This window comes from Trueperella bernardiae (assembly GCF_001469025.1).
Lineage (GTDB): Bacteria > Actinomycetota > Actinomycetes > Actinomycetales > Actinomycetaceae > Trueperella > Trueperella bernardiae.
Genome location: NZ_LNIZ01000001.1, coordinates 205,566 through 225,551, shown reverse-complemented (window position 1 = coordinate 225,551; position 19,986 = coordinate 205,566). Strand labels below are relative to the sequence as shown.

General features: G+C 66.6%; 20 protein-coding genes. 9 read left to right on the top strand and 11 right to left on the bottom strand.

All coding sequences use genetic code 11. The features are described 5' to 3' along the window. Positions 1-2: 2 nt before the first annotated feature. Positions 3-353, bottom strand: a complete 351-nt coding sequence (locus AQZ59_RS01035) for an Rv2175c family DNA-binding protein (protein ID WP_236698628.1) — start codon at positions 351-353, stop codon at positions 3-5. A gap of 136 nt (positions 354-489) precedes the next feature. Here AQZ59_RS01035 and AQZ59_RS01030 point away from each other — a divergent pair, with 136 nt between their 5' ends. Then, on the top strand, positions 490-1,749 hold the full coding sequence (locus AQZ59_RS01030) for a lytic transglycosylase domain-containing protein (RefSeq protein ID WP_062612320.1): 1,260 nt from the start codon (positions 490-492) through the stop codon (positions 1,747-1,749). A gap of 61 nt (positions 1,750-1,810) precedes the next feature. After that, on the top strand, positions 1,811-3,832 hold the full coding sequence (pknB, locus tag AQZ59_RS01025) for a Stk1 family PASTA domain-containing Ser/Thr kinase (protein WP_062612319.1): 2,022 nt from the start codon (positions 1,811-1,813) through the stop codon (positions 3,830-3,832). A gap of 28 nt (positions 3,833-3,860) precedes the next feature. Here pknB and AQZ59_RS01020 read toward each other — a convergent pair whose 3' ends face one another. Continuing rightward, on the bottom strand, positions 3,861-5,213 hold the full coding sequence (locus AQZ59_RS01020) for a class II 3-deoxy-7-phosphoheptulonate synthase (RefSeq protein WP_062612317.1): 1,353 nt from the start codon (positions 5,211-5,213) through the stop codon (positions 3,861-3,863). Between the two features lie 98 nt (positions 5,214-5,311). Continuing rightward, positions 5,312-6,535, bottom strand: a complete 1,224-nt coding sequence (locus tag AQZ59_RS01015) for a pyrophosphate--fructose-6-phosphate 1-phosphotransferase (protein WP_062612314.1) — start codon at positions 6,533-6,535, stop codon at positions 5,312-5,314. 106 nt (positions 6,536-6,641) lie between these two features. Between AQZ59_RS01015 and AQZ59_RS01010 the strand changes: the two genes are divergently transcribed. Genes AQZ59_RS01010 through AQZ59_RS01000 form a run of 3 tightly spaced genes read left to right on the top strand, consistent with a single transcriptional unit; the run spans position 6,642 to position 9,140 of the window. Beyond that, a complete protein-coding gene (locus AQZ59_RS01010; protein WP_062612313.1) occupies positions 6,642-7,010 on the top strand; it encodes a hypothetical protein in 369 nt (122 codons plus the stop codon). 29 nt (positions 7,011-7,039) lie between these two features. Beyond that, on the top strand, positions 7,040-8,806 hold the full coding sequence (locus AQZ59_RS01005) for a DEDD exonuclease domain-containing protein (protein WP_062612311.1): 1,767 nt from the start codon (positions 7,040-7,042) through the stop codon (positions 8,804-8,806). Positions 8,807-8,861: 55 nt separating this feature from the next. Further along, positions 8,862-9,140, top strand: a complete 279-nt coding sequence (locus AQZ59_RS01000) for an Lrp/AsnC family transcriptional regulator (RefSeq protein ID WP_062612309.1) — start codon at positions 8,862-8,864, stop codon at positions 9,138-9,140. 85 nt (positions 9,141-9,225) lie between these two features. Here the strand turns inward: AQZ59_RS01000 and trpD are convergent, their stop codons facing one another. Together trpD and AQZ59_RS00990 are read right to left on the bottom strand one after the other, a co-directional pair. Then, positions 9,226-10,287, bottom strand: coding sequence for an anthranilate phosphoribosyltransferase (gene trpD, locus AQZ59_RS00995; RefSeq protein WP_101923443.1), 1,062 nt, complete (start codon positions 10,285-10,287; stop codon positions 9,226-9,228). Beyond that, positions 10,284-10,691 (bottom strand): response regulator transcription factor, encoded by a 408-nt coding sequence (locus AQZ59_RS00990; RefSeq protein WP_062612305.1) that lies wholly within the window; start codon positions 10,689-10,691, stop codon positions 10,284-10,286. The genes trpD and AQZ59_RS00990 overlap by 4 nt, the downstream gene beginning before the upstream one ends. A gap of 204 nt (positions 10,692-10,895) precedes the next feature. Here AQZ59_RS00990 and AQZ59_RS00985 point away from each other — a divergent pair, with 204 nt between their 5' ends. Beyond that, positions 10,896-11,510 (top strand): superoxide dismutase, encoded by a 615-nt coding sequence (locus AQZ59_RS00985; RefSeq protein WP_062612303.1) that lies wholly within the window; start codon positions 10,896-10,898, stop codon positions 11,508-11,510. 70 nt (positions 11,511-11,580) lie between these two features. On the opposite strand, the gene AQZ59_RS00980 is transcribed toward AQZ59_RS00985, so the two are convergent. The 4 genes from AQZ59_RS00980 to AQZ59_RS00965 form a co-directional block, all read right to left on the bottom strand. After that, a complete protein-coding gene (locus AQZ59_RS00980; RefSeq protein ID WP_082661064.1) occupies positions 11,581-12,546 on the bottom strand; it encodes an FKBP-type peptidyl-prolyl cis-trans isomerase in 966 nt (321 codons plus the stop codon). Between the two features lie 49 nt (positions 12,547-12,595). Then, positions 12,596-12,940: a HesB/IscA family protein gene (locus AQZ59_RS00975; protein WP_062612299.1), complete on the bottom strand. Its 345-nt coding sequence runs from the start codon at positions 12,938-12,940 to the stop codon at positions 12,596-12,598. 105 nt (positions 12,941-13,045) lie between these two features. Continuing rightward, on the bottom strand, positions 13,046-14,131 hold the full coding sequence (locus AQZ59_RS00970; RefSeq protein ID WP_062612298.1) for a hypothetical protein: 1,086 nt from the start codon (positions 14,129-14,131) through the stop codon (positions 13,046-13,048). Next, positions 14,132-15,469, bottom strand: coding sequence for a dipeptidase (locus tag AQZ59_RS00965; RefSeq protein ID WP_062612296.1), 1,338 nt, complete (start codon positions 15,467-15,469; stop codon positions 14,132-14,134). A 101-nt stretch (positions 15,470-15,570) separates the two neighbouring features. Between AQZ59_RS00965 and AQZ59_RS00960 the strand changes: the two genes are divergently transcribed. Further along, positions 15,571-16,242 (top strand): DUF3043 domain-containing protein, encoded by a 672-nt coding sequence (locus AQZ59_RS00960; RefSeq protein ID WP_062612294.1) that lies wholly within the window; start codon positions 15,571-15,573, stop codon positions 16,240-16,242. 3 nt (positions 16,243-16,245) lie between these two features. On the opposite strand, the gene AQZ59_RS00955 is transcribed toward AQZ59_RS00960, so the two are convergent. Beyond that, a complete protein-coding gene (locus tag AQZ59_RS00955; RefSeq protein WP_062612292.1) occupies positions 16,246-16,668 on the bottom strand; it encodes a hypothetical protein in 423 nt (140 codons plus the stop codon). Between the two features lie 101 nt (positions 16,669-16,769). Here AQZ59_RS00955 and AQZ59_RS00950 point away from each other — a divergent pair, with 101 nt between their 5' ends. Next, entirely contained in the window at positions 16,770-18,161 is a 1,392-nt protein-coding gene (locus AQZ59_RS00950; protein ID WP_062612291.1) for a leucyl aminopeptidase, read from the top strand. Here the strand turns inward: AQZ59_RS00950 and AQZ59_RS00945 are convergent. Beyond that, positions 18,158-18,463 (bottom strand): hypothetical protein, encoded by a 306-nt coding sequence (locus tag AQZ59_RS00945; RefSeq protein WP_062612289.1) that lies wholly within the window; start codon positions 18,461-18,463, stop codon positions 18,158-18,160. The two genes, AQZ59_RS00950 and AQZ59_RS00945, sit on opposite strands and share 4 nt — an antisense overlap. Positions 18,464-18,599: 136 nt before the next feature. Here AQZ59_RS00945 and lpdA point away from each other — a divergent pair, with 136 nt between their 5' ends. After that, positions 18,600-19,973 (top strand): dihydrolipoyl dehydrogenase, encoded by a 1,374-nt coding sequence (gene lpdA / locus AQZ59_RS00940; RefSeq protein WP_062612287.1) that lies wholly within the window; start codon positions 18,600-18,602, stop codon positions 19,971-19,973. Positions 19,974-19,986 lie beyond the last annotated feature (13 nt).

Genomic DNA, 19,986 nt, shown 5'->3' with positions numbered 1-19,986 from the left:
ACTTAGCCGAGCCCCAAGATGACGCGGCGCACGGCCCTGTGATGGCCGGCGCGTAGCGCGTCGATCGGCGCTACCCCCAGCTCCGACTCGTCGGTGTGGAGCCAGGCGAAGGCCTCCTCCTCGTCAAAACCGCGGTCGGCGAGCATGGTAAGCGTGCCGTGAAGCGAAGGCAGGGCGACGTCGGAGCCATCCTTGGTTGCGATTTGGTCAACGCTGATCATGAGCGCGCGATTGGGCCCGCGCCGCACGGCGAGCAGCCGACGGTCGTTTAGCATTGTGCGCACGTCCTGCTGGCGAATTCCCAGCCGATGGCCGACTTCTGGCACTGACAGATACTCAAGGTCGTCAAACACGCGCACAATATAGCCCACTTTTCAAGATTTGGGTGGAAACACGCCGCCGAGTCGACTAATGTCTCAGGTGAATCATTAATAACATTCTTACCACTTTGCACATATGTCACATGTGCAAAGCCCTAATGGAGGTTCCATGTCCTCATGGCTTCGGCGCTCCGGTGTCGCGCTCGCAGCAACCACGGCCGCCACGTTCATCACACCCGTCGCACAAGCGGCCACCGCTCCGGCCCCGCAAGCCCCGGTCTTTAAGACCCCGGTCTTCAAGGACCCCGAGATGACTTATCAGGTCAAGCCTGGCGACACGCTCTCCACAATCGCCAAGCGCGCCGGTACCACCATTACCGCGATCGCCCGGGCCAACTCCTTAAATTCGGTCAACCTCATCTTCCCCGGCCAGCAGCTGAAGATTCCCTCGGCCGCACAGGCGGCGGCCCCCGCGGCTCCTGCGGCGCCCGTCCAGTCCGCCCCGGCCACCACGGCCTACGTGGTCAAGGCCGGCGACACGCTAGGCCGGATCGCCTCCGCCCACGGCACCACCGTGGCCAAGCTCGCCGCCGATAACGGCATCGCGAACCCTAACCTCATCCACGTGGGTCAGCGCCTGACGATCGCACCGGCCACGACACCTGCCACCACAGCTCCCGCAGCTAAGCCGGCCACCCCCGCCGCTCCTGCCACCAAGCCCGTCGCCCCGGCCGCCACCACCTACGTGGTCCGCGCGGGCGACACCCTGTCGGGTATCGCGGCCAAGCACGGCACCACGGTCGCCGCACTCGTGGCCGCCAACGGTATCTCGAACCCGAACCGCATCGGCGTGGGCCAGACCCTCGTCATCAGCGGCGCGGCGCAGTCCGCTCCGCAGGCGAACGCCGGCCAGTCGTCGTCGGGAACGCAGACCTCCCGCCCGCAGCTGGTGCAGAACAACTTCCCCGGCTACACGTACGCCGATTCCACGGTCGAGGCCGCGAACGACAACAAGTACGCGCTCATCAGCAAGGCCCAGCCCTCGCGCGCCGAGGTCCAGTCGATGATCGTCAGTGTGGCTCGTGACATGGGGGTCGACCCGCGCCTGGCCCTCGCGCACGCCTTCGTCGAATCCGGCTTTGACGCCACGGCGGTCTCTCCTGCCAACGCGATCGGCGTCATGCAGGTCATCCCGTCCTCGGGCCAGTGGGCCTCCCAGATGGTCGGCCGCAACCTCGACCTGCTCAATCCGTATGACAACGTGGTGGCGGGCGTGTCGATCATCCGCTACCTGCAAAACAATGCATCGAGCTTCGATGAGGGCATCGCGGGCTACTACCAGGGCCTTGGCGGCGTGAAAAAGTACGGCATGCGCTCCGACACCGTCGCTTACGTGGCGAAGGTAAAGGCGGCCATGGCCCGCTTCTAAAGCGAAAGACACGGCCGGTCACTGCCTATGGTAGTGGCCGGCTTTCGCTAAGGTAGGAAGCGTGAAACTTGATCCACTTCTCGGCGAGGTCATTGACGATCGCTACGTAATCAGCGCGCGCATCGCGCGCGGCGGCATGGCGACCGTCTACCAGGCCTCGGACCGGCGCCTGGAGCGCAAGGTCGCGATCAAGGTCATCCACGCCCACTTGGCCGAGCAGCCTGACTTCGTGCGTCGTTTCATCTCGGAGGCGCGCGCGGCCGCAGGCCTGTCCAGCCAGCACGTGGTCGCCGTCCACGACCAGGGGGTGGCCACGCTGCCCACGGGCGATCGCCCCTACCTCGTCATGGAGCTCATGTCCGGGCCGGACCTGCGTTCGGAGCTCAACACCTACGGCTCGCTCCCCCTCGGCATCAGCCTTGAGCTGACGCGCCAGGTGCTCGAGGGCCTCGCGGTTGCTCACGACGCCGGCATCATCCATCGCGACATCAAACCCGAAAACGTCCTGCTCACCGAACCACTGGAGACCACCGCACTCGAGCCGCGCTTCCAGGCCAAGCTCACCGACTTCGGCCTGGCCCGCGCCGCCACCGACGCCACCTCCACGCACACGAATTCGATGCTGGGCACCGTGGGCTACGTGGCCCCGGAGTTCATCTCGGATGGCACCACGTCCAAGACGGCCGACATCTACTCGGTGGGCGTCATGCTCTATGAGCTCATCGCCGGCCAGTTGCCCTTCCGCGGCGAGACCGCGATGAACGTCGCGTTCAAACACGTCAATGAGACGATGCCGCGCCTGTCCGACCAGGCCGACTGGATGCCCGCCACCGTCGACTCCCTCATCGCGCTCTTTACCGCCAAGAGCCCCTCGAAGCGCCCGGTCAATGCCCGCGCCGCGCTCGACGCGCTCACCGACGTCATCGCCTCCCTCCCGCAAGAAACGCTCATCCGTCGCATCCCCGTCTTCCCAGCCGAGTCGGCGCGGGTACCCTCCGGTGGCACGTCGGTGTTGCCCGCCGACGCCGTAGCCCCGGTCGCGTCCAAGGCTCCGGCTCCCGGCGGCTCGCGTTCGGACGCGTCGCCCGAACGCGAGCCGGCCGACGACGCCCTGCCGGCGTCCATCCCGCCAGCCATGTCGCACACTGCGGTGCTCGAACGCCGCCACGACACGGAGGTCAGCCAAGACAGGCCGCGCCGTCGGCGCTGGCCCGTCCTGCTGTTGCTGCTCATCGCCCTCATCGGGGGCAGCGCCTACGGGCTGTGGTGGTACTACGCGGAGGGCCCCGGCCTGCGAGTCAACGTCCCCAACGTCATCAACCTCGCCCAGGCCGACGCCGAGGCCGCGCTCACGAACGCCGGCCTCACCTACGAGGTCACGGAGGACTATTCCGACGACATCGAGGCCGGATCCGTCATCAGCGTGGATCCCGACGTCGGCGAGCCGATCCACCCCTCCCAGCCCGTCACTATGGTCGTCTCGCTCGGGATCGAACACGTGGTCGTACCGGACGTCGCCGGCAAGACCCAAGATGAGGCAAGCACGATCCTGCAAGACGGCCGCCTCACCCTCGACGTCACGGAGGCCTACTCGGAGACCGTGCCCGCGGGCACGGTCATCTCGCAGTCGCCCGAGCCCGGCCAATCCGTGCCTCACTCAAGCCTGGTGCAGCTCACCGTGTCCAAGGGGCGCGAACCCATCTCGGTACCTGACCTCACCCGCGACAAGCTGGACTCGGCCAATGCTCGCCTCGAAGAACTGGGCCTGACCAGCACGGTGACCGAGGAATTCTCCGACACGGTGGAGGCCGGCGTCGTCATGACCCAGGAGCCCGTAGCGGGCGAATCGCGCTACCGGGGAGACTCCATCGCGCTCACGGTCTCCAAGGGCCCTGAACTGATCGAAGTGCCCAACGTGTTTGGCAAGCAGGAGGGAGAGGCCACGCAGATCCTCGAAGACGCCGGATTCGTGGTCGCCTACGACCGCTTCCTCGGAGGCTACTTCGGCACCGTGCGAGCTCAGTCGCCCGGCGCGGGCGAGAAGGTCAAGCCCGGCTCGGTCATCACGATCACGATCGTCTAGCGCCCAGGCGTCCGAGGCGCGCCCTGCGCTAGAAGTCCTCGCGCAGGATCTCAGAGACGAGGAAGGCCAGCTCGAGGGACTGCTGGTGGTTGAGGCGCGGGTCCACGAGCGTCTCGTAGCGCTCGCCCAGCTTGGCCTCCACGATCGCCTCGGAACCGCCGAGCACCTCGGTGACGTCGTCGCCCGTGAGCTCGATGTGCAGGCCACCAGGGATCGTGCCCAGCTCGCGATGGACACGGAAGAAGCCGCGCACCTCGTCCAACACGTCGTCGAGCCGGCGGGTCTTGAAGTCCCCCACCGAAATCGTGTTGCCGTGCATCGGGTCGCACATCCAGGTGACCGGCCGGCCGTCGTCGCGAACAGCGTCGATGATCTCGGGGAGCTTATCCACCACCTTCTCAGCCCCAAGCCGCGTGATGAAGGTCAGCCGGCCCTCCTTGCCCTCCGGGTTGAGCTTGTCGATGAGCGCGCGGATCTCGTCCGTGGTGGCGTTCGGGCCAAGCTTGACCCCGATCGGGTTTTGGACGTGCGAGAGCATCTCCACGTGCGCGCCGTCCGCATCGCGCGTGCGCTCGCCGATCCACAGGAAGTGCGCGCCCGTGTTATAGGGCAGGCCCGTGCGCGAATCGATGCGGGTCATCGCGTCCTCGTAGTCAAGCAGGAGCGCCTCGTGCGAAGAGTAAAAATCAACCGTCTTCAGCGAATCGGTGTAGGCTCCGGCGGCGCGCATGAACTGCATCGCCCTATCGATCTCGCGTGCCATCGCCGTGTAGCGGTGATAGGCGGGGTTCGCGGAAAAACCGCGGTTCCACTCGTGGACCTTCGCCAGGTCCGCAAAACCGCCGCCCGCGAAGGCGCGGATCAAGTTGAGGGTGGCCGCTGAGTGCTGGTAGGCCTCTACCAGCCGGTGCGGGTCGGGCGTACGCGCCTCGGGGGTGAAGGCATGCCCGTTGACGGCGTCGCCCATGTAGGAGGGCAGCTCCAGCCCGTCGCGGCCCTCCATCGGGTTCGAGCGCGGCTTGGCGTACTGACCGGCCATCCGGCCCAGCTTCACCACCGGCACCGACGCCGAGTAGGTCAGCACCACCGCCATCTGCAGGATCGTACGGATCTTCGCCCGGATCCTGTCAGCCGTGGCGTCCACGAAGGATTCGGCACAGTCCCCGCCCTGGAGCACGAACGTCTCACCGCGGGAGGCTCGCGCCATCTCCGCCGTGAGGGAATCGGCCTCGCCCGCGAAGATGAGCGGGGGCAAGGAGCGCAGATAGTCGACCGTGGTGCCAAGAAAATCCGCGTCCGGGTAGGCCGGCTGGTGCTTGGCCGAGCGCTCCTTCCATGCCGACAGGAGCTCGCGGGTCATCTCATCTGCATCTTCGAACATAGAACGATTCTAGGCATAAACCGCCCCGGCGCGAATCTGGTCCGGCACACGGAAGGCGGGGAGCGCTCGCTCCCCGCCTTCTATGAGTTGCTCAGCCGTTACTCGGCCGTGGGCTGGGGCTCCCAGTCCTGGCCGATGGCCTCCATGAGCTCCGTGAACCACGGCTGGGTCACGTCGAAGGCCTTGTGGCCCGCGATGCGCGTAAAGTCGATCGTGGTGAGCACGTCGCCGTTCTCCTCGTCGTGGCCGACCACGCCGGAGACGCCCTTGATCGCGGACTCGACCGCGAGGTCGCACATCTGGCCGATCAGCTCCAGGTCACGCTCGTTCGACTTCGCCGAGCGGGAGAAATAGCCCGACTTCTGGACCATGACCTTCTCCGCGCCGATGATCTTGGAGAACTTCTTCGCAAACCACTCGCCGGGGTTGATCGTGTCGAGCTTGACGTGGCCGAACGGATCACGCTCCACCTCGCCGCCGTCCTCGAGGATCTCCTCGACGATCTCCTTCACGCCAGCGCCCTCGGAGAGGAAGATGTTGACGTTGCCCTGCTCGTCCATGATCTTGCGCAGGCGGGAGCCCTCGACGTCGAGGTCGAAGGTGATCTCGGGCAGGTAGAGCGCGTGGATGTCCCAACGCTCCTTCGACAGGCCGGCCGAGGGCACCCAGTCCTGGGCCTCGAGCCACTCACGGTAGTAGCGGCTGGTCTCCGCGGCGAGGTAGCCGCAGCCGCGGCCCATGATCTCGTGGATGATGAGCATGCGCGGGTTGACTCGGTGCTCGCCCACGATGTTCTGGGCAAACAGCGCGCCCTGCTCGGCCGCCGAGTAGGCGCCCAGCGAGTGGCGGATCGGGACGATGTCGTTGTCGATCGTCTTGGGCAGGCCCACCACGGTCAGCTCGTAATCGTGCTCGTGGAGGTAGGCGGCAAGATCGGCGGCCGTGGTGTTCGTGTCATCGCCACCGATCGTGTGCAGCACGTCCACGCCATCCTTGCGCAGCTGCTCGGCCGCCACCTCGAGGGCGTTCTCGCCGGGCTTAATGAGGCCGCGATCCACCAGGTTCTGGGAGTTGGTGAGCTTGACCCGGGAGTTACCGATCGGCGAGCCACCGAACTTGGTGAGGATGTTGGCCTTGGCGCGCGCCTCGTCGTCGAACACCACGAAGTTGCCCGTGAGCAGGCCGTGGTAGCCGTGCTGGTACCCGATGATCTCGGCGTCGGGAAGCTCCTTGGTGTAGCGCTCGATGAGGTCACCCACGGCGGTGGAGAGGCAGGGGGCGTATCCTCCTGCGGTCAGCAGTGCGATGCGGCGAATAGTCATAGGTACCTTCCTTAACTGAGAAACATGTGCCCGCCACAATCTTAGCGTCAATCGTGAAGCCGGTGCGTGCGCTTGGGCCTAGCACGTGACGCGGTAGAGTGGGCGCATGCGTGAAGAAGATGGCCACGACTGGGATGGCGAGTGGATCAAGCTCCAGCAGGAGATAGAGCGCGGGCCGCGCGAGCAGTTTCGCACGTGGACCCCGGCGGAGGTCGACGACGAGGCCTTCGATCCGGCCGACCTGCCGCCGGCCGAGCCCATCGCGCCTGCCTCTCAGCCCGTGCTATCACGCCTGTTCTTCCTGGTGACCGGCGCCGTCGCAGTCCTCTTCATCCTGGGCGTGGCCGACGTGTTGTACTTCTCGCGCGACTGGTGGATGGTCTTTGGCATGATCGGCCTGGTCTCGGCTGCCGCCGGCGTGTATTTCAGCGCGCCCTGGGCCCACCGCCAGGGCGACGACGGCACCCGAGTTTAATTGTCGGAGCTGGGTTCTAGGCTTGGGGCATGACTGAATTACACCCCGGCCGCTCACTCGACCTCACCCCGCGCCATGCCCATCGCGAGGGCGCTCCCCCGCCCGCGCCCGTCCAGCTCGCGCTCGATGAGCTGGGCCCGTCGTTGTTTGACGTCACCTTCGTGGTAGTGGACCTGGAGACGACGGGCGGGCGGCCCGGCCTCAACTCCATCACCGAGTTCGGGGCGGTCAAGGTGCGCGGAGGGGACGTGATCGAGGAGTTCACTTCGCTCGTCAATCCCCGCGTGCCGATCCCGGCCAACATCACGATGCTGACGGGGATCACGAACTCGATGGTGGCCCTCGCCCCTGACTTGGCCGAGGTCATGGCCGGCTTCCTCCGGTTCGTCGGCACCGAGCCGGCCGTGTTCGTGGCCCACAACGCCCGCTTTGACATCTCCCACCTCAAGGGCGCCTGCAGTGAGCTGGGCTACTCGTTCCCCGCCCACCCGGTGATCGACACGGTCAGGCTTGCACGCAAGGTCTTTACCCGCGACGAGACTCCGAACTACAAGCTCGCCACGCTCGCGCGCGTGTGCGGGGCGGAGGTTCAGCCCACCCACCGAGCGCTTGACGACGCGCGGGCGACTGTCGATCTGCTCCACGCCATCCTCTCCCGCCTGGGCGGGATCGGGGTCACGCACCTGGCCGACCTCATGACTGCCACGGACCCGGTGCCGGCCAAGCGCCGCGCCCGGGCCCACCTGGCCGACGGGCTGCCGCGCGGGACGGGCGTGTACCGCTTCATCGGCCCGGGCAGCGAGGTGCTGTACGTGGGCACGTCGGTCAACGTCTACAAGCGGGTACGCCAGTACTTCACGGCGGCAGAACGCCGGGCACGGATGGCCGAGATGGTCGACCTAGCGGTGTCGGTGGAGGCTACTGCCACCGCCACCCAGCTCGAGGCCAGCGTCCTCGAGGTCCGCCTCATCAACGAACTGGACCCGCCCTACAACCGCAGGTCGCGCCGCTCCGCGCAACGTCCGTGGCTAGCGCTTACCTCCGAGCCCTTTCCGCGCCTCAAGGTCACACGCAAGGTGAGATTCGACCAGTTGGGCCAGGTGCTCGGCCCGTTTGGTAGCGCCAAGCAGGCGAGTCGGGCGGTCGAGCTGTTACAGGCGGCAACGGGCCTGCGCGAGTGTACGCCGCGCCTGCCCGCCACCCCCGACGGGCGCCCGGCCTGCCACCTGCATGAGCTCGGCAAGTGCGACGCGCCCTGCCTCACCGGCGCTCCCCAGGAGCAGGCGGTAGCCGCAGTGAGTAGCGCGCTCGCCGGCAACGTGGCGCCCGCGGCCGCGCACGCCCTGGCCAAGATCCGCTCCCTTGCCGCCGAGGCGCGCTACGAGCAGGCAGCCGGCGAACGGGACCGCCTCTACGCTCTGGTCGGCGGGGCGAAGAGCCTCGAGGAGCTACGCAGCCTCGTGGGCAATCCGCGCATCGTGGCCGCGCGCAGGGGCAGGCGCGGCTTCGACGTCGTCGTGATCGACTACGGCATGCTGCGGGCCAGCGCCGCCACCCGGCCGGGCGAAGACCCGGAGGCACTCGGTGCGTGGCTGGACGCGGCCACCGAGCAGCTGCCCGTACCGGAGCTCGCCGCCCACGTCACAGCAGACGAGGTACGCCTGTTGTCCACCTGGCTCATGCACGAGGACGTGCGGCTCATCAAGGTCGCCCGGCCCGAGTTGCTCACGCGCTCGCTCGCGGGCGGCTACGCTGTGGCCCTCCCCCTGCTGCCCCAGTCGCGCGCGGAGGAATAATCCCAGGCCACGGCCCGCTAAACTAGGCCTATCGATCGAACGAAAAGGAGCACCCATGATCACAGCCATTGTCATGATCGACGCCGAAGTCGATCAGATCCCCGAGGTTGCCGACGCCGTGGCAGGGGTGTCGTCGGTGCGCCAGGTCTACTCCGTGACGGGGGACGTGGACCTCATCGCGCTCGTCACTGTCCCCCAGCACGAGGACCTGGCCCAGGTCATCCCCGGCAACATCGCCAAGGTGCCGGGAGTCAAAAATGTCAAGACCTACCTGGCCTTCCAGGAGTTTTCCAAGGCTGACCTCGAGGCGGCCTTCGACATCGGGCTCGATTAAACACCGCGAAGTCGGGTGTGGGGGGGGTGACGGCCGCTGCCGTCACCCCCCACACGCGTATCCGAACTCTCTGGCCCGGTACTCCTTAGCCCCGCGCGCTCTCGGCACGGGCCAGCTCGGCCCAGCGCGTCAGCAGCTCGGAGGCCTTGCCCGAATCGAGGGCATCCTCGGCGATCGCCAGACCGGCGCGCATGCGCGTGACGAAGTCCCCGTCGCCAGGGCGCACGCCCTCGAGCCGCCCGTCGGCCACAATCGCGCCGGCGGCATTGAGGGCCACGGCGTCACGCACCGCTCCCCGCTCGCCGTCCAACACCCGACGCGCGGCGGCCGCGTTGTAGCGGGCGTCCTCACCCCGCAGATCATCCACCGTGGCGGACGCCAGGCCCAAATCGGCCGTGGCGTCCAGGTCATGATAGGTGACCTCGCCGTCGCGAATCTCCCACACCTCGTTCGGCGCGGCGGTGGAGAGCTCGTCGAGTCCGTTCGTGCCGCGGAAGACAAGAGCGCGCGTGCCGCGCCGGGCAAGCACTCCCGCCACCAGCGGCGCCTGCCGCGCGTTCGACACGCCGATCGCGCCTGCCTCGGGCCGGGCCGGGTTGGTCAGCGGGCCGAGCACGTTGAACGCGGTGGGGAGGGCGAGCTCACGGCGCGCGGTGGCCGCGTGCTTCATCGACGGGTGGAACTTGTTGGCGAAGAGGAAGGTGATGCCGATCTGATCAAAGATCCGCTCCACCGCCTCCACGGGCAGGTCAAGGTTAACCCCGAGTTCCTCCAGGCAGTCGGCCGCGCCTGACTTCGAGGAGGAGGCGCGATTGCCGTGCTTAACCACCTTGACCCCGGCCGCGGCGATGACCAAGGAGGCCGTGGTCGAAATGTTGACCGTGCGGAGCCGATCGCCGCCAGTGCCCACGATGTCGAGCGAATCCGAGGGCAGGCTGACCGGGGTGGCGTGGGACTGCATCGAGTCGGCAAGCCCGAGGATCTCGTCGATCGTCTCGCCCTTCGTGGCGAGCGCCGTGAGGAAGCCGGCCAGCGACACGGGAGAGGTCTCACCGCTCATCACCTTGTCCATCGCCCAGGCCGTCTCTTCGGCCGTCAGGTCCTGGCGGCTAATGACTTTGGCGGTGATCTCCGGCCAGGTCATCATGAGTTCAGGGTCTCCCCAAGGACATCGGCGACTGCGGCCGAGAGAGCGCGCGCATCGACCGGGTGGTTGAGGATCGCGTTCGGCGCGGACACGCGCGCCAGCCACTCGTCCTGCGGGCGGCCGATGAGCACGATGTAGGGCATGTCCTCCACCAGCTCGTCGCGTACCATTTTTCCAAAGCCAATTCCGCCAAGCTTGGCCGCCTCGCCATCAAGGATGAGCAGATCGAAGTGGTTTTCCTCCACCAAGAGGTAGGCGCCCTCCCAGGTGGCCGCTTCGGTCCAATTGATGGCGGGACCCTTGCCGACGCGGCGCCCCACGGCCCTCATCACATCGTTACGGGTATCGCGGTTATCCGAATACACCAGCACGTCGACCGAGGTCTTGCCAGCGTCCTGAGTCATTTTTACCTCCACTAACTCGGCTCTGAGCCAATACTACCGATTCGTGCCAGTTTCGTAGAACTCATCCACGATCGCCGATCGGGACGAGTTTCTCTGTGCGCGCATATACGGACTTAATACCCACATGGGCCTGTCCTTGCGAGATACTGGAGGGCGTAGACCTCCGCGGCCACGAGGGCCCGCGGGTTCAACGTTGGAGGAAACATGGTGTACACACTGCCCGAACTTGATTACGACTACGCCGCTCTCGAGCCGCACATCTCGGCCAAGATCATGGAGCTGCACCACAGCAAGCACCACCAGGCCTACGTCGACGGCGCCAACAAGGCCCTCGAGAACCTGGCCGCGGCGCGCGAGGCGGGCGATTTTTCCAAGATCAACCAGTTCCAGAAGGACCTGGCCTTCAACCTGGGTGGACACTCTAACCACTCCGTGTTCTGGAAGAACCTCTCCCCGAACGGTGGCGGCGAGCCCGAGGGCGAGCTGGCTGAGGCGATCAACGAGGCCTTCGGTTCGTTCGAGAACTTCAAGAAGCAGTTCACCGCGGTTGCTACCGGCATCCAGGGCTCCGGCTGGGCCGTCCTCGCCTACGACACGATCAGCAAGAGCCTGACCACCTTCCAGCTGTTCGACCAGCAGGCCAACGTCCCGGTGGGCACTTACCCGATCCTCATGCTCGACATGTGGGAGCACGCCTTCTACCTTGACTACCTCAACGTCAAGGCCGATTACGTCAAGGCCGTGTGGAACGTCTTCAACTGGCAGGACGTGGCTGCCCGCTACGCCGACGCGAAGAACGCTACCCTCATCGTCCGCTAAGACGCAATAAGAAAGTGGGGCCCGTGAGGGCCCCACTTTTGTGTCTCGACTAGTTGCCGGCGAGTCTCGATTAGTTGCCGGACGACGCGGCCGGCGCGGCTTCGATCTGCCCGAGGATGTCAATGACGACGGCGTAGGCCGGCGCCGCCGCATCCTCACCGCCCTCGGAGGCCGGGACCTCCACGAGCACACGGGAACCCACCGGGATCCCCGCAAGGGAATCGAAGAAGCTACCCGCGCCGAGTGTCTGCGATTGCGGCCCGTAAGTGCCGTAGGTGACTTCGGAGGCGGAGTTGTCCCAGAAGGACATCGCGTACTGGTCGTAGATCGTGGTGCCTTCGCCACCGACCGGCTCGCCGTTACCACGGGCGATCACGGTCACCACGGGTTCGCCGGTGGGGGCCTCAGCGCCCTCCTTGACCGTAACCGTGACCGGTTCGCCGAGCGCACCCTCGATCTCCACGGGGAGGTCAGCCAGGTCGGCCTGCATCGTGGCGTTCGCATCGCCCGCCTGGTCCACGCCGTATGCGTCGACCAGCTCTATGTAGAACGCGATCGTGTCCGTCTCACCAATGCCCGCCGCCTCGTTGCCACCGCTCGGACCGTAGCCGAGGTCGGAGGGGATGGACAGGATGAGCTTCGAGCCGGCGGTCTGCCCCGCGAGCCCCTGCGTCCAACCCTGGATCACCTTCGACAACGAGAACGCTGCCGGCGCCCCGCGGCTGAAGGAAGAATCAAAGGGCTCCTCCGAGCCCCACACCTGGCCCACGTAGTGGGCCACCACCGTGTCGGTGGCCGCGATCTCGCGGCCCTCGCCCTTCTCCAACACCTCGACCTTCAAGCCCGCGGGCGCATTCGAGTCGGGGAAGGACAGGATCGGGTTCTCCCCCGAATCGTCGAGCGTGGGCATCTGCGTGCCCGGCGTCTGGTTGGCTGACGTGGTGGTCTCCTCCGGCGCCTGCAGATCGGACTCCGAGCTGCAGGCGGCGGCGCCAAAGGCGAGCGCGAGAGCGGTCACACTAGCAAGTACGCGCATTCTTCTCCTCACATAGTTGTTCCCCACCACGTGGCAGGGAACTCTGGTCTCAGTGGAACGACTCTCCGCACGCGCAGGTGCCGTGTGCCTGAGGGTTGTCGATGGTGAAGCCCTGACGCTCGATCGTGTCAGCAAAGTCGATCGTGGCGCCGTCAAGGTAAGGAGCCGACTTGGCGTCCACGAGGACCTCGACCCCGTCGAACTCCGCCACCGCGTCATCGTCGAAGAGACGCTCGTCGAAGTAGAGCTGGTACATGAGGCCGGAGCAGCCGCCCGGCTGAACTGCGATGCGCAGGCGAAGGTCGTCACGGCCCTCCTGCTCGAGCAAGGACTTGACCTTGGCTGCGGCGACCTCGGTGAGGGTAACGCCGTGGGTTGCGACGGTTTCGCTCATGAATACCTCCATAAAATAGTGTTCTGGACACACACTACCGCCTCACGCTGGCAGTCTCTATGTTGGCCACGTCCCATTCAGCTGAGCGTGATCGATTGGGCAGGCCTAATCCCAGCCCCAGGTGGAGGCGATCGTGCGCATCGAGGTGGTGACGAGCTGGGGCAGGCGGGACAGGTCGGCGAGCGTGTCCGCGTCGTCGACGAAGCGTTCGGGGCGCATCTCGTAGGCGCCGTGCAGCCCGAGGCGGGGTAGCTCGCCCTTGCGCATGCCTGCGGCGTCACTGAGCACGACGACGGGCACGCCCTGTTCTTCGCCCGAACGGGCGGCCGCGTGGAGCCCCGAGGGCAGATCCACGCCGATGGTTCCCAGCACGTAGACGATGAGGTCGGTTTCCGGGATGTGCCCGGCCACGAGGTGGTCGCCCACCAACGACGTCGATGCCCCCAGTAGCTGCAGCATGAGGCCTAGTCCCCCTCCCGGGCCCGCGTACCCGGCCCGCGGGTCGATATCGGCGCCCACGAGTGAGCGCCGCGTGCTGGCACCCGCGGCCTGACCCAGCTCGTGGATCCACGCGCCCGCCTCGCGTTCGAAGTCCTGGGCGCGGTAGCCGTCGAAGCCACGGGTGGCCCACGCCCGGGCCATCCCGTTGACCCCGAGCAGCGGCAGGTCGGAGGGGTAGGTGACGGTCAGTGCCATATCCCGCAGGGCCGCGCGCGCCGCCTCGAGGGCCGCCCCCAGCCCGTCATCCCCGAGGGACTCCCCCGCCAGTTCCCCCAGGACCCCGCGGCCGAGGTCGGTGGGGCTCATGAGGTCGGGCAGGTGCACGTGAATGCGCCGGGCGCCGGCATCGCGCAGCGCGAGGAGGTCGGCGCCCAGGAAGGCCGTGGAGCCCTCTGGGCGCCCGTTCCAGGAAAAGGAATCGGCCAGGTCGATCATCGCCCCGCCGTCCCACACCCAGTGCACTCGCCGCTCCGCCCCGGCGCCCACCTCAACCGCCCGGGCGCTCAGGTGGCGCGATTGCACGACGTCGTCGAGCCCCGTGCCCGCGTGGGCTACGGCCGCGCCTTCGGACGTGAGAAGTGCGAGGACGTCGTCGTACGGGCGGACCTCACGCCACGCGGCGCTCGCCCGCTCACACACGGCACGCGGCCCCATCCCGGGGAGGGCGGAGCAGACGAGGGTGACGTGCATCTACTCGCCGAGCCGGGTGAGCAGCAGCGCCTCGGCGGCGATCGCATTACGCCAGTCGCCGATGTGGAGCGACTCGTTGGCCGAGTGGGCGCGCGTGTCCGGGTCCTCGATGCCGGTCACGAGGATCTGAGCCTGCGGGAATTCACGGGCTAGGTCGGCAATGAACGGGATCGAGCCGCCCACGCCGATGTCCACCGGGTCCGTGCCCCAGGCCTCGCCAAGCGCCCACTCCATGAGCTGGGAGGCCTCGCTCTGGCCGGAGGCTTGGAAGGCCGGGCCGCGCTCGTTGATTACGCAGTCCACGTGCGCGCCGAAGGGCGCGTGGGCCTTGAGGTGATCGATGAGTTTCTCGGCCGCCTCGCCCGAATCCTGGCCGGGGGCCACGCGCAGGGAGAGCACGAAGGTGGTGGACGGGGAGATCGTGTTGGAGGTGAGGCGGACGGGGGTGACGTCCATGGCGGTGACGGCGATCGCGGGCTTAGTCCACAATCTCGAGGTGATCGAACCCGAGCCGGCCAGGCGCACGCCCTCCAGTAGGCCCGCATCTGAGCGGAACTCCTCCTCGGGGTAGTCGACCGGCGTGTCGTCGGTGGCGAGCAGGCCCTCGACTGCAACGTCGCCCGCGTCGTTGTGGAGCGTGGCGATCAGGCGCGAGGCGAGGGTGACCGAGTCGAGGACCGGGCCGCCGTACATGCCCGAGTGCAGCGCGTGGTCGAGCGCGGTGACCGTGACCGACACCTGGGTGACGCCACGCAACGAGGTGGTGAGCGACGGCGTGCCCACCTTCCAATTGTTCGAGTCGGCCACCACGATGACGTCGGCGTCGAGCTCGGCCTTGTAGGCGTGCAGGAAGTCGACGAACGTGGGCGAGCCGACCTCCTCCTCGCCCTCGATGAAAAGGGTGATGCCCACGCCCGGGCGCGCTGCGGCGACAGCGGCGAGGTGGGCGACGACGCCGGCCTTGTCATCCGCGGTGCCGCGGCCGTATAGGCGCCCGTCGCGCTCGGTGGCCACGAACGGGTCAGTGTCCCACAGGGCCAGGTCGCCCACGGGCTGGACGTCGTGGTGAGCGTAGAGGACCACGGTGGGCTTGCCCGGTTCGCCCGCGCGCGTAGCGAGGACGGCGGGGCGGCCCGTTCCGGCCTCGCCCTCGACCTGGATGACCCGCGTGTCAAAGCCGAGGCCGCGGGCCTTGTTCGCGATCCACTGCGCGGATTCGGCAAGGGTGGACTGGTCGAAGGAATCGGCGGAGATTGACGGGATGGCGACCAGCTCAGACAGCGCGGCCAGGGAGTCGTTCATTGATTCATCTACTGAAGAAACTACGTCGTGGTACATACCCACCACTTTAGCGCACACCGTGGCGGGCATAACCGCCGCGGTTTCCAGAAATGTCGGGCCGTGCCGTTAGACTGAACACCAACAGCTCAAAGATAAGGATGGCCGTGTTCGGATCAAAGAAGACGTCGGATTTGGAAGACTCCTCGCTCTCCACTCCTGTGGAGCCACAGCGCAAGGGCTACACCGCTGCCAAGGGCGCGCCCACGCCTCGGCGTAAGGACGTCGAAGCGCGCAACCGCCGCCCCCTTGTTGCCGACACCAAGTCCCTGTCCAAGGCCGAAAAGCGCCAACGCAAGGCCGAAGAGCGCGCCCGCTCGAATGAACTGTACGAAAAGCAGCAGCAGGCCATGCGCACGGGCGACGAGCGCAACATGCCCGCCCAGCACCGCGGCCCCATCCGCTCCTTCGGGCGCGATTACATCGACGCCGCCGCACCCATCTCTGCATTCTTCATGCCAGCCGCGCTACTCCTGCTCCCCCTCATCCTCTTCCAGGGCCGCTTCCCGCAGATCGTAATCCCCGTAGTGTGGGGCATGTACGTGGTCTTCCTCATCATGCTACTGCACGCCATGTGGGTCAGCCGCCGGGCGAAGCAGGCGGCCATGCACAAGTTTGGCGAGGTCCCCTCGGGCTTCTACCTCCAGATGCTCGGCCGGTGCTTCTACCTGCGCCGCTGGCGCCTGCCCGCCCCGCAGGTGTCACGGGGCGAATACCCGGCGGGCGGCACGCGCGCAGAGATGAAGGAAGCCCGCGGCGCAAAGTCGAAGTAGGCCCTACTTTTCCATCTGGCGCGCGGCCATCGCCGCGGGCCTTGACCACATGAGCCACGCGAAGGCCGCAATCGCTCCGAGGGTCGGCAGGTAGAAGTAGGTGCGCCCCGCCTCGAACCACGGGTTGGAGTAGTGGAAGTCCACCACCAGTCCGGCGAGCGGGGCAAACACGTTAATCCCCCACGCCCCGAAGGCCAGGTAGCGCATGCGCCGGCCGTTGTGCTTGGCGCCGGCGAATCCGAGCACCCAGCACAGGGCGGCGAGGATGGAGGTGACCGCCAGCCCGTAGTGCCCGCCCACCATCGAGTTCGTGGCCGCCACCACGGCCCGCCACAGGAAGATCACGGCCCCAACCCCGAGGGCATAAATGAGGACGGAGGGCCACCCGTGGGCGCGGGTGCGGGTGTCTGTCAGTTCTTGGCTCACGGGCCTCTCCTCAACTCGGTTCGCCTCAGTTTACCCCGCCGCCATCCAAGCCGCGGAGGCCGGGAAAGAAATCTCTGGCTATCGCGACATATACTGGGGCAATGACCAATATTATCTGTCACGAATTCACCCAGGACCTTTCTCGCCACCTCGCGATCCTCGCGTCGAAGGATGGCGAGTCCTACACCCTCGACACGCTCGTTGAGGACGCGGAGTTCACTGGCGGCGTTGTTGCCGCGCTGACCACGCTTCAGCCCGGCGAGGGGGTTGCCCGGCTAGTGAACCCGGCCGATACGAGCAAGCTGGTGTTCGTCGTCGTGAACGGCGATTCTACCCGCGACAAGTTTGGCGAGCTCGCGCGCGCTGCCGCCGGGGTCGATGAGCTGTACGTCGCATCCCCCGTCGCCGAGGTGGCCGAGGCTGTTGAGGGCGCGCTGCTCGGCGCCTACGTCTTCGACGAGTACAAGGAGCCGAAGAAGGCACCGCTCGGCGCGCTCGTGCTGCCAGAGGCCGATGACGACGCCGTGGCGCGCGGCGAGATCCTGGCCGAGGCGGGCAACCGTATCCGCGACCTTGTCAACCTCGCCCCCAACGATCTCTACCCCGAGGTGCTCGCCCAGATCGCCGAGGACGAGGCGAGCGCGGCCGGCTGCACCGTCACCGTGTACCGGGAGAAGGCGCTGGAGGAGATCAACGCCGCCGGCATCATCCACGTGGGCCGTGGTTCGAAGCGCCACCCGCGCCTGGTGCGCATCGAGTGGGCCCCGGAGGGCGCGCCGGAGGGCACGATCGCGCTGGTGGGCAAGGGCATCACGTTCGACACGGGCGGCTACTCGCTCAAGCCGTCGAATGCCATGACCGAGATGAAGACCGACATGGGCGGCGCCGCCACCGTGCTCGAGGTGCTCGTGGCCGCCGCGCGGCTGGGCGTCAAGCGCCGCATCGTGGGCTGGATGTGCATCGCGGAGAACATGGTCTCCGGTATCGCCGGCCACCCCGACGACGTCATTACCTACCGCAACGGCACCTCGGTAGAGATCAACAACACCGACGCCGAGGGCCGCCTGGTCCTCGCCGACGGCCTGCTCATGGCCAGCGCCGAGGGCAGCGAGACCATCATTGATATCGCCACCCTGACGGGCGCCCAGATGGTGGCGCTCGGCGAGCGCACCACCGGCATCATGGGCACCGACTACGCCAAGACCCTCACCGACCTGGCGGGCGAGGTGGGCGAGGACGCCTGGCACATGCCGCTGCCCGCTCACCTGCGAGAGAGCCTCGACTCGGACGTTGCCGACATGAAGAACTCCGGCTCGCGCTACGGCGGCATGCTGGTGGCCGGCCTGTTCCTCAAGGAGTTCGTGGACGCGCCGAACTGGGCGCACGTGGACATCGCCGGCCCGTCGTTCAACCGCGGCAAGCCCTACGGGGTGATGCCGAAGGGTGCCACCGGCGCCATGCTGCGCACCCTGCTCGCCGCCGTGGAGAACTAGCGGCCCCGGTTCTTCGCCGACCACTCGCGCATCTCGCGCGGGTAACCGGTGCGGGCCACCTCATACAGCTCAATCCCCAGATCGCGGGCGACCTCAGCGGCGTCGGCGATGCTGGGGATTTTGCGTCGGGTCCATTCCCCGTCGCTCGCCACGAGCACGATCGAGCTCGGGTCACGCGAGGTGGCGGCCTCGAAGTAGGCGGCGACCCCCTGGCGGGTGGCCACGAACTCGGTCAGGTGTTCGACCGTTACCTTCTTGGCGCGGCGCTGGGAAAGCGGCCCCTTCTTTTTCGAAAACAACATTCCCCCAGCCTACCGCGCGCCCTGTTGGAGTCACGCGATTGTCCCCGCCGAGGAAGAAATGTCGGCCGCAAAGTGGAATAATTATAGGGAACGGGTCTGGACCCACCGGGCCATGGCGATCTCGAGGGAGAGGTAAGTGACTGAAAAGGAATACGATGTAGTGATTCTTGGCGCGGGTTCCGGAGGCTACGCATGCGCTCTGCGATCCGCCCAGCTCGGTATGAAGGTGGCGCTCATTGAGGGCGACAAGGTTGGTGGAACCTGCCTTCATCGCGGCTGTATCCCCACCAAGGCTCTCCTACACGCTGCCGAGGTTGCAGACGAAATGCGCGAAGGCCCCTCCATTGGCGTTAAGGGCACCTTCGAAGGCATCGACATGGGGGCGCTCAACACGTACAAGAATGGCGTGGTTGAGAAGATGTTCAAGGGCCTGACCGGCCTTGTGAACGCCGCGGGTATTGACACGATCGCCGGCTGGGGTCGCCTGGTTGCGAAGGACACGGTTGAGGTCAACGGTGAGCGCATCAAGGGCAAGAACATCGTGCTCGCCACGGGTTCATACTCGAAGACGATCGGCCAGACCATCACCGACCGCGTCATCACCTCCGACAAGGCGCTGACCATGGATGTTGTGCCGTCGTCGGTCATCGTGCTTGGCGGTGGCGTGATTGGCTGCGAGTTCGCCTCGGTGTGGAACTCCTACGGCGCCGACGTGACGATCATCGAGGGCCTCGATCATCTCGTGCCGAACGAGGACGAGGACGTGTCGAAGATGCTCGAGCGCTCCTTCCGCAAGCGCAAGATCGCTTTCAAGACCAAGACCATGTTCGACCGGGTTGAGGAGGACGAGAGCGGCGTTCACGTCTTCACCCAGGACGGCAAGCAGTACGACGCCGAATACCTGCTGATCGCCATCGGCCGCGGCCCCTCCACCGCCAACCTCGGCTACGAGGAGCAGGGCATCACCATCGATCGCGGCTTCGTCATCACGAACGAGCGCCTGCACACCGGGGTTGGCAACATCTACGCCGTTGGCGACATCGTCCCCGGCGTTCAGCTCGCCCACCGCGGCTTCCTCCAGGGCCTGTTCGTGGCCGACGAGATCGCGGGCAACAACCCCGCCGTCGTTAATGAGGACAACATCCCGAAGGTCACCTTCTCCAACCCTGAGATCGCCTCCGTGGGCCTGTCGCAGAAGAAGGCCGAGGAGAAGTTCGGCAAGGACAACGTGGAGACCTCCACCTTCAACCTCGCAGGTAACGGCAAGTCCCAGATGCTTGGCACCACCGGTTTCGTTAAGCTGGTCCGTGAAAAGGACGGCCCGATCGTGGGCTTCCATTCGATCGGCGCCCGCATGGGTGAGCAGGTGGGCGAAGGCATGCTGATGGTCGCGTGGGAATCCTACCCGGAAGACTTCGACGGCCTGATCCACGCTCACCCCACTCAGAACGAGTCGGTGGGCGAGGCCATCCTGGCCCTCGCCGGCAAGCCGCTTCACACCCACAACTGACCTAGGAGCAAGA

What these genes read in the sequence shown, in the direction of transcription:
- AQZ59_RS01030 (WP_062612320.1), top strand. Translation starts at nt 490, where the DNA reads ATGTCCTCATGGCTTCGGCGCTCCGGTGTCGCGCTCGCAGCAACCACG.
- trpD (WP_101923443.1), bottom strand. Translation starts at nt 10,287, where the DNA reads ATGATGACCTGGCCGGAGATCACCGCCAAAGTCATTAGCCGCCAGGAC.
- AQZ59_RS00960 (WP_062612294.1), top strand. Translation starts at nt 15,571, where the DNA reads ATGGCCGTGTTCGGATCAAAGAAGACGTCGGATTTGGAAGACTCCTCG.
- AQZ59_RS00945 (WP_062612289.1), bottom strand. Translation starts at nt 18,463, where the DNA reads ATGTTGTTTTCGAAAAAGAAGGGGCCGCTTTCCCAGCGCCGCGCCAAG.
- AQZ59_RS00950 (WP_062612291.1), top strand. Translation starts at nt 16,770, where the DNA reads ATGACCAATATTATCTGTCACGAATTCACCCAGGACCTTTCTCGCCAC.
- AQZ59_RS01005 (WP_062612311.1), top strand. Translation starts at nt 7,040, where the DNA reads ATGACTGAATTACACCCCGGCCGCTCACTCGACCTCACCCCGCGCCAT.
- AQZ59_RS00985 (WP_062612303.1), top strand. Translation starts at nt 10,896, where the DNA reads ATGGTGTACACACTGCCCGAACTTGATTACGACTACGCCGCTCTCGAG.
- AQZ59_RS01010 (WP_062612313.1), top strand. Translation starts at nt 6,642, where the DNA reads ATGCGTGAAGAAGATGGCCACGACTGGGATGGCGAGTGGATCAAGCTC.
- AQZ59_RS01000 (WP_062612309.1), top strand. Translation starts at nt 8,862, where the DNA reads ATGATCACAGCCATTGTCATGATCGACGCCGAAGTCGATCAGATCCCC.
- AQZ59_RS00970 (WP_062612298.1), bottom strand. Translation starts at nt 14,131, where the DNA reads ATGCACGTCACCCTCGTCTGCTCCGCCCTCCCCGGGATGGGGCCGCGT.
- AQZ59_RS01015 (WP_062612314.1), bottom strand. Translation starts at nt 6,535, where the DNA reads ATGACTATTCGCCGCATCGCACTGCTGACCGCAGGAGGATACGCCCCC.
- AQZ59_RS00980 (WP_082661064.1), bottom strand. Translation starts at nt 12,546, where the DNA reads ATGCGCGTACTTGCTAGTGTGACCGCTCTCGCGCTCGCCTTTGGCGCC.
- AQZ59_RS00965 (WP_062612296.1), bottom strand. Translation starts at nt 15,469, where the DNA reads ATGTACCACGACGTAGTTTCTTCAGTAGATGAATCAATGAACGACTCC.
- AQZ59_RS00990 (WP_062612305.1), bottom strand. Translation starts at nt 10,691, where the DNA reads ATGACTCAGGACGCTGGCAAGACCTCGGTCGACGTGCTGGTGTATTCG.
- AQZ59_RS01020 (WP_062612317.1), bottom strand. Translation starts at nt 5,213, where the DNA reads ATGTTCGAAGATGCAGATGAGATGACCCGCGAGCTCCTGTCGGCATGG.
- AQZ59_RS00975 (WP_062612299.1), bottom strand. Translation starts at nt 12,940, where the DNA reads ATGAGCGAAACCGTCGCAACCCACGGCGTTACCCTCACCGAGGTCGCC.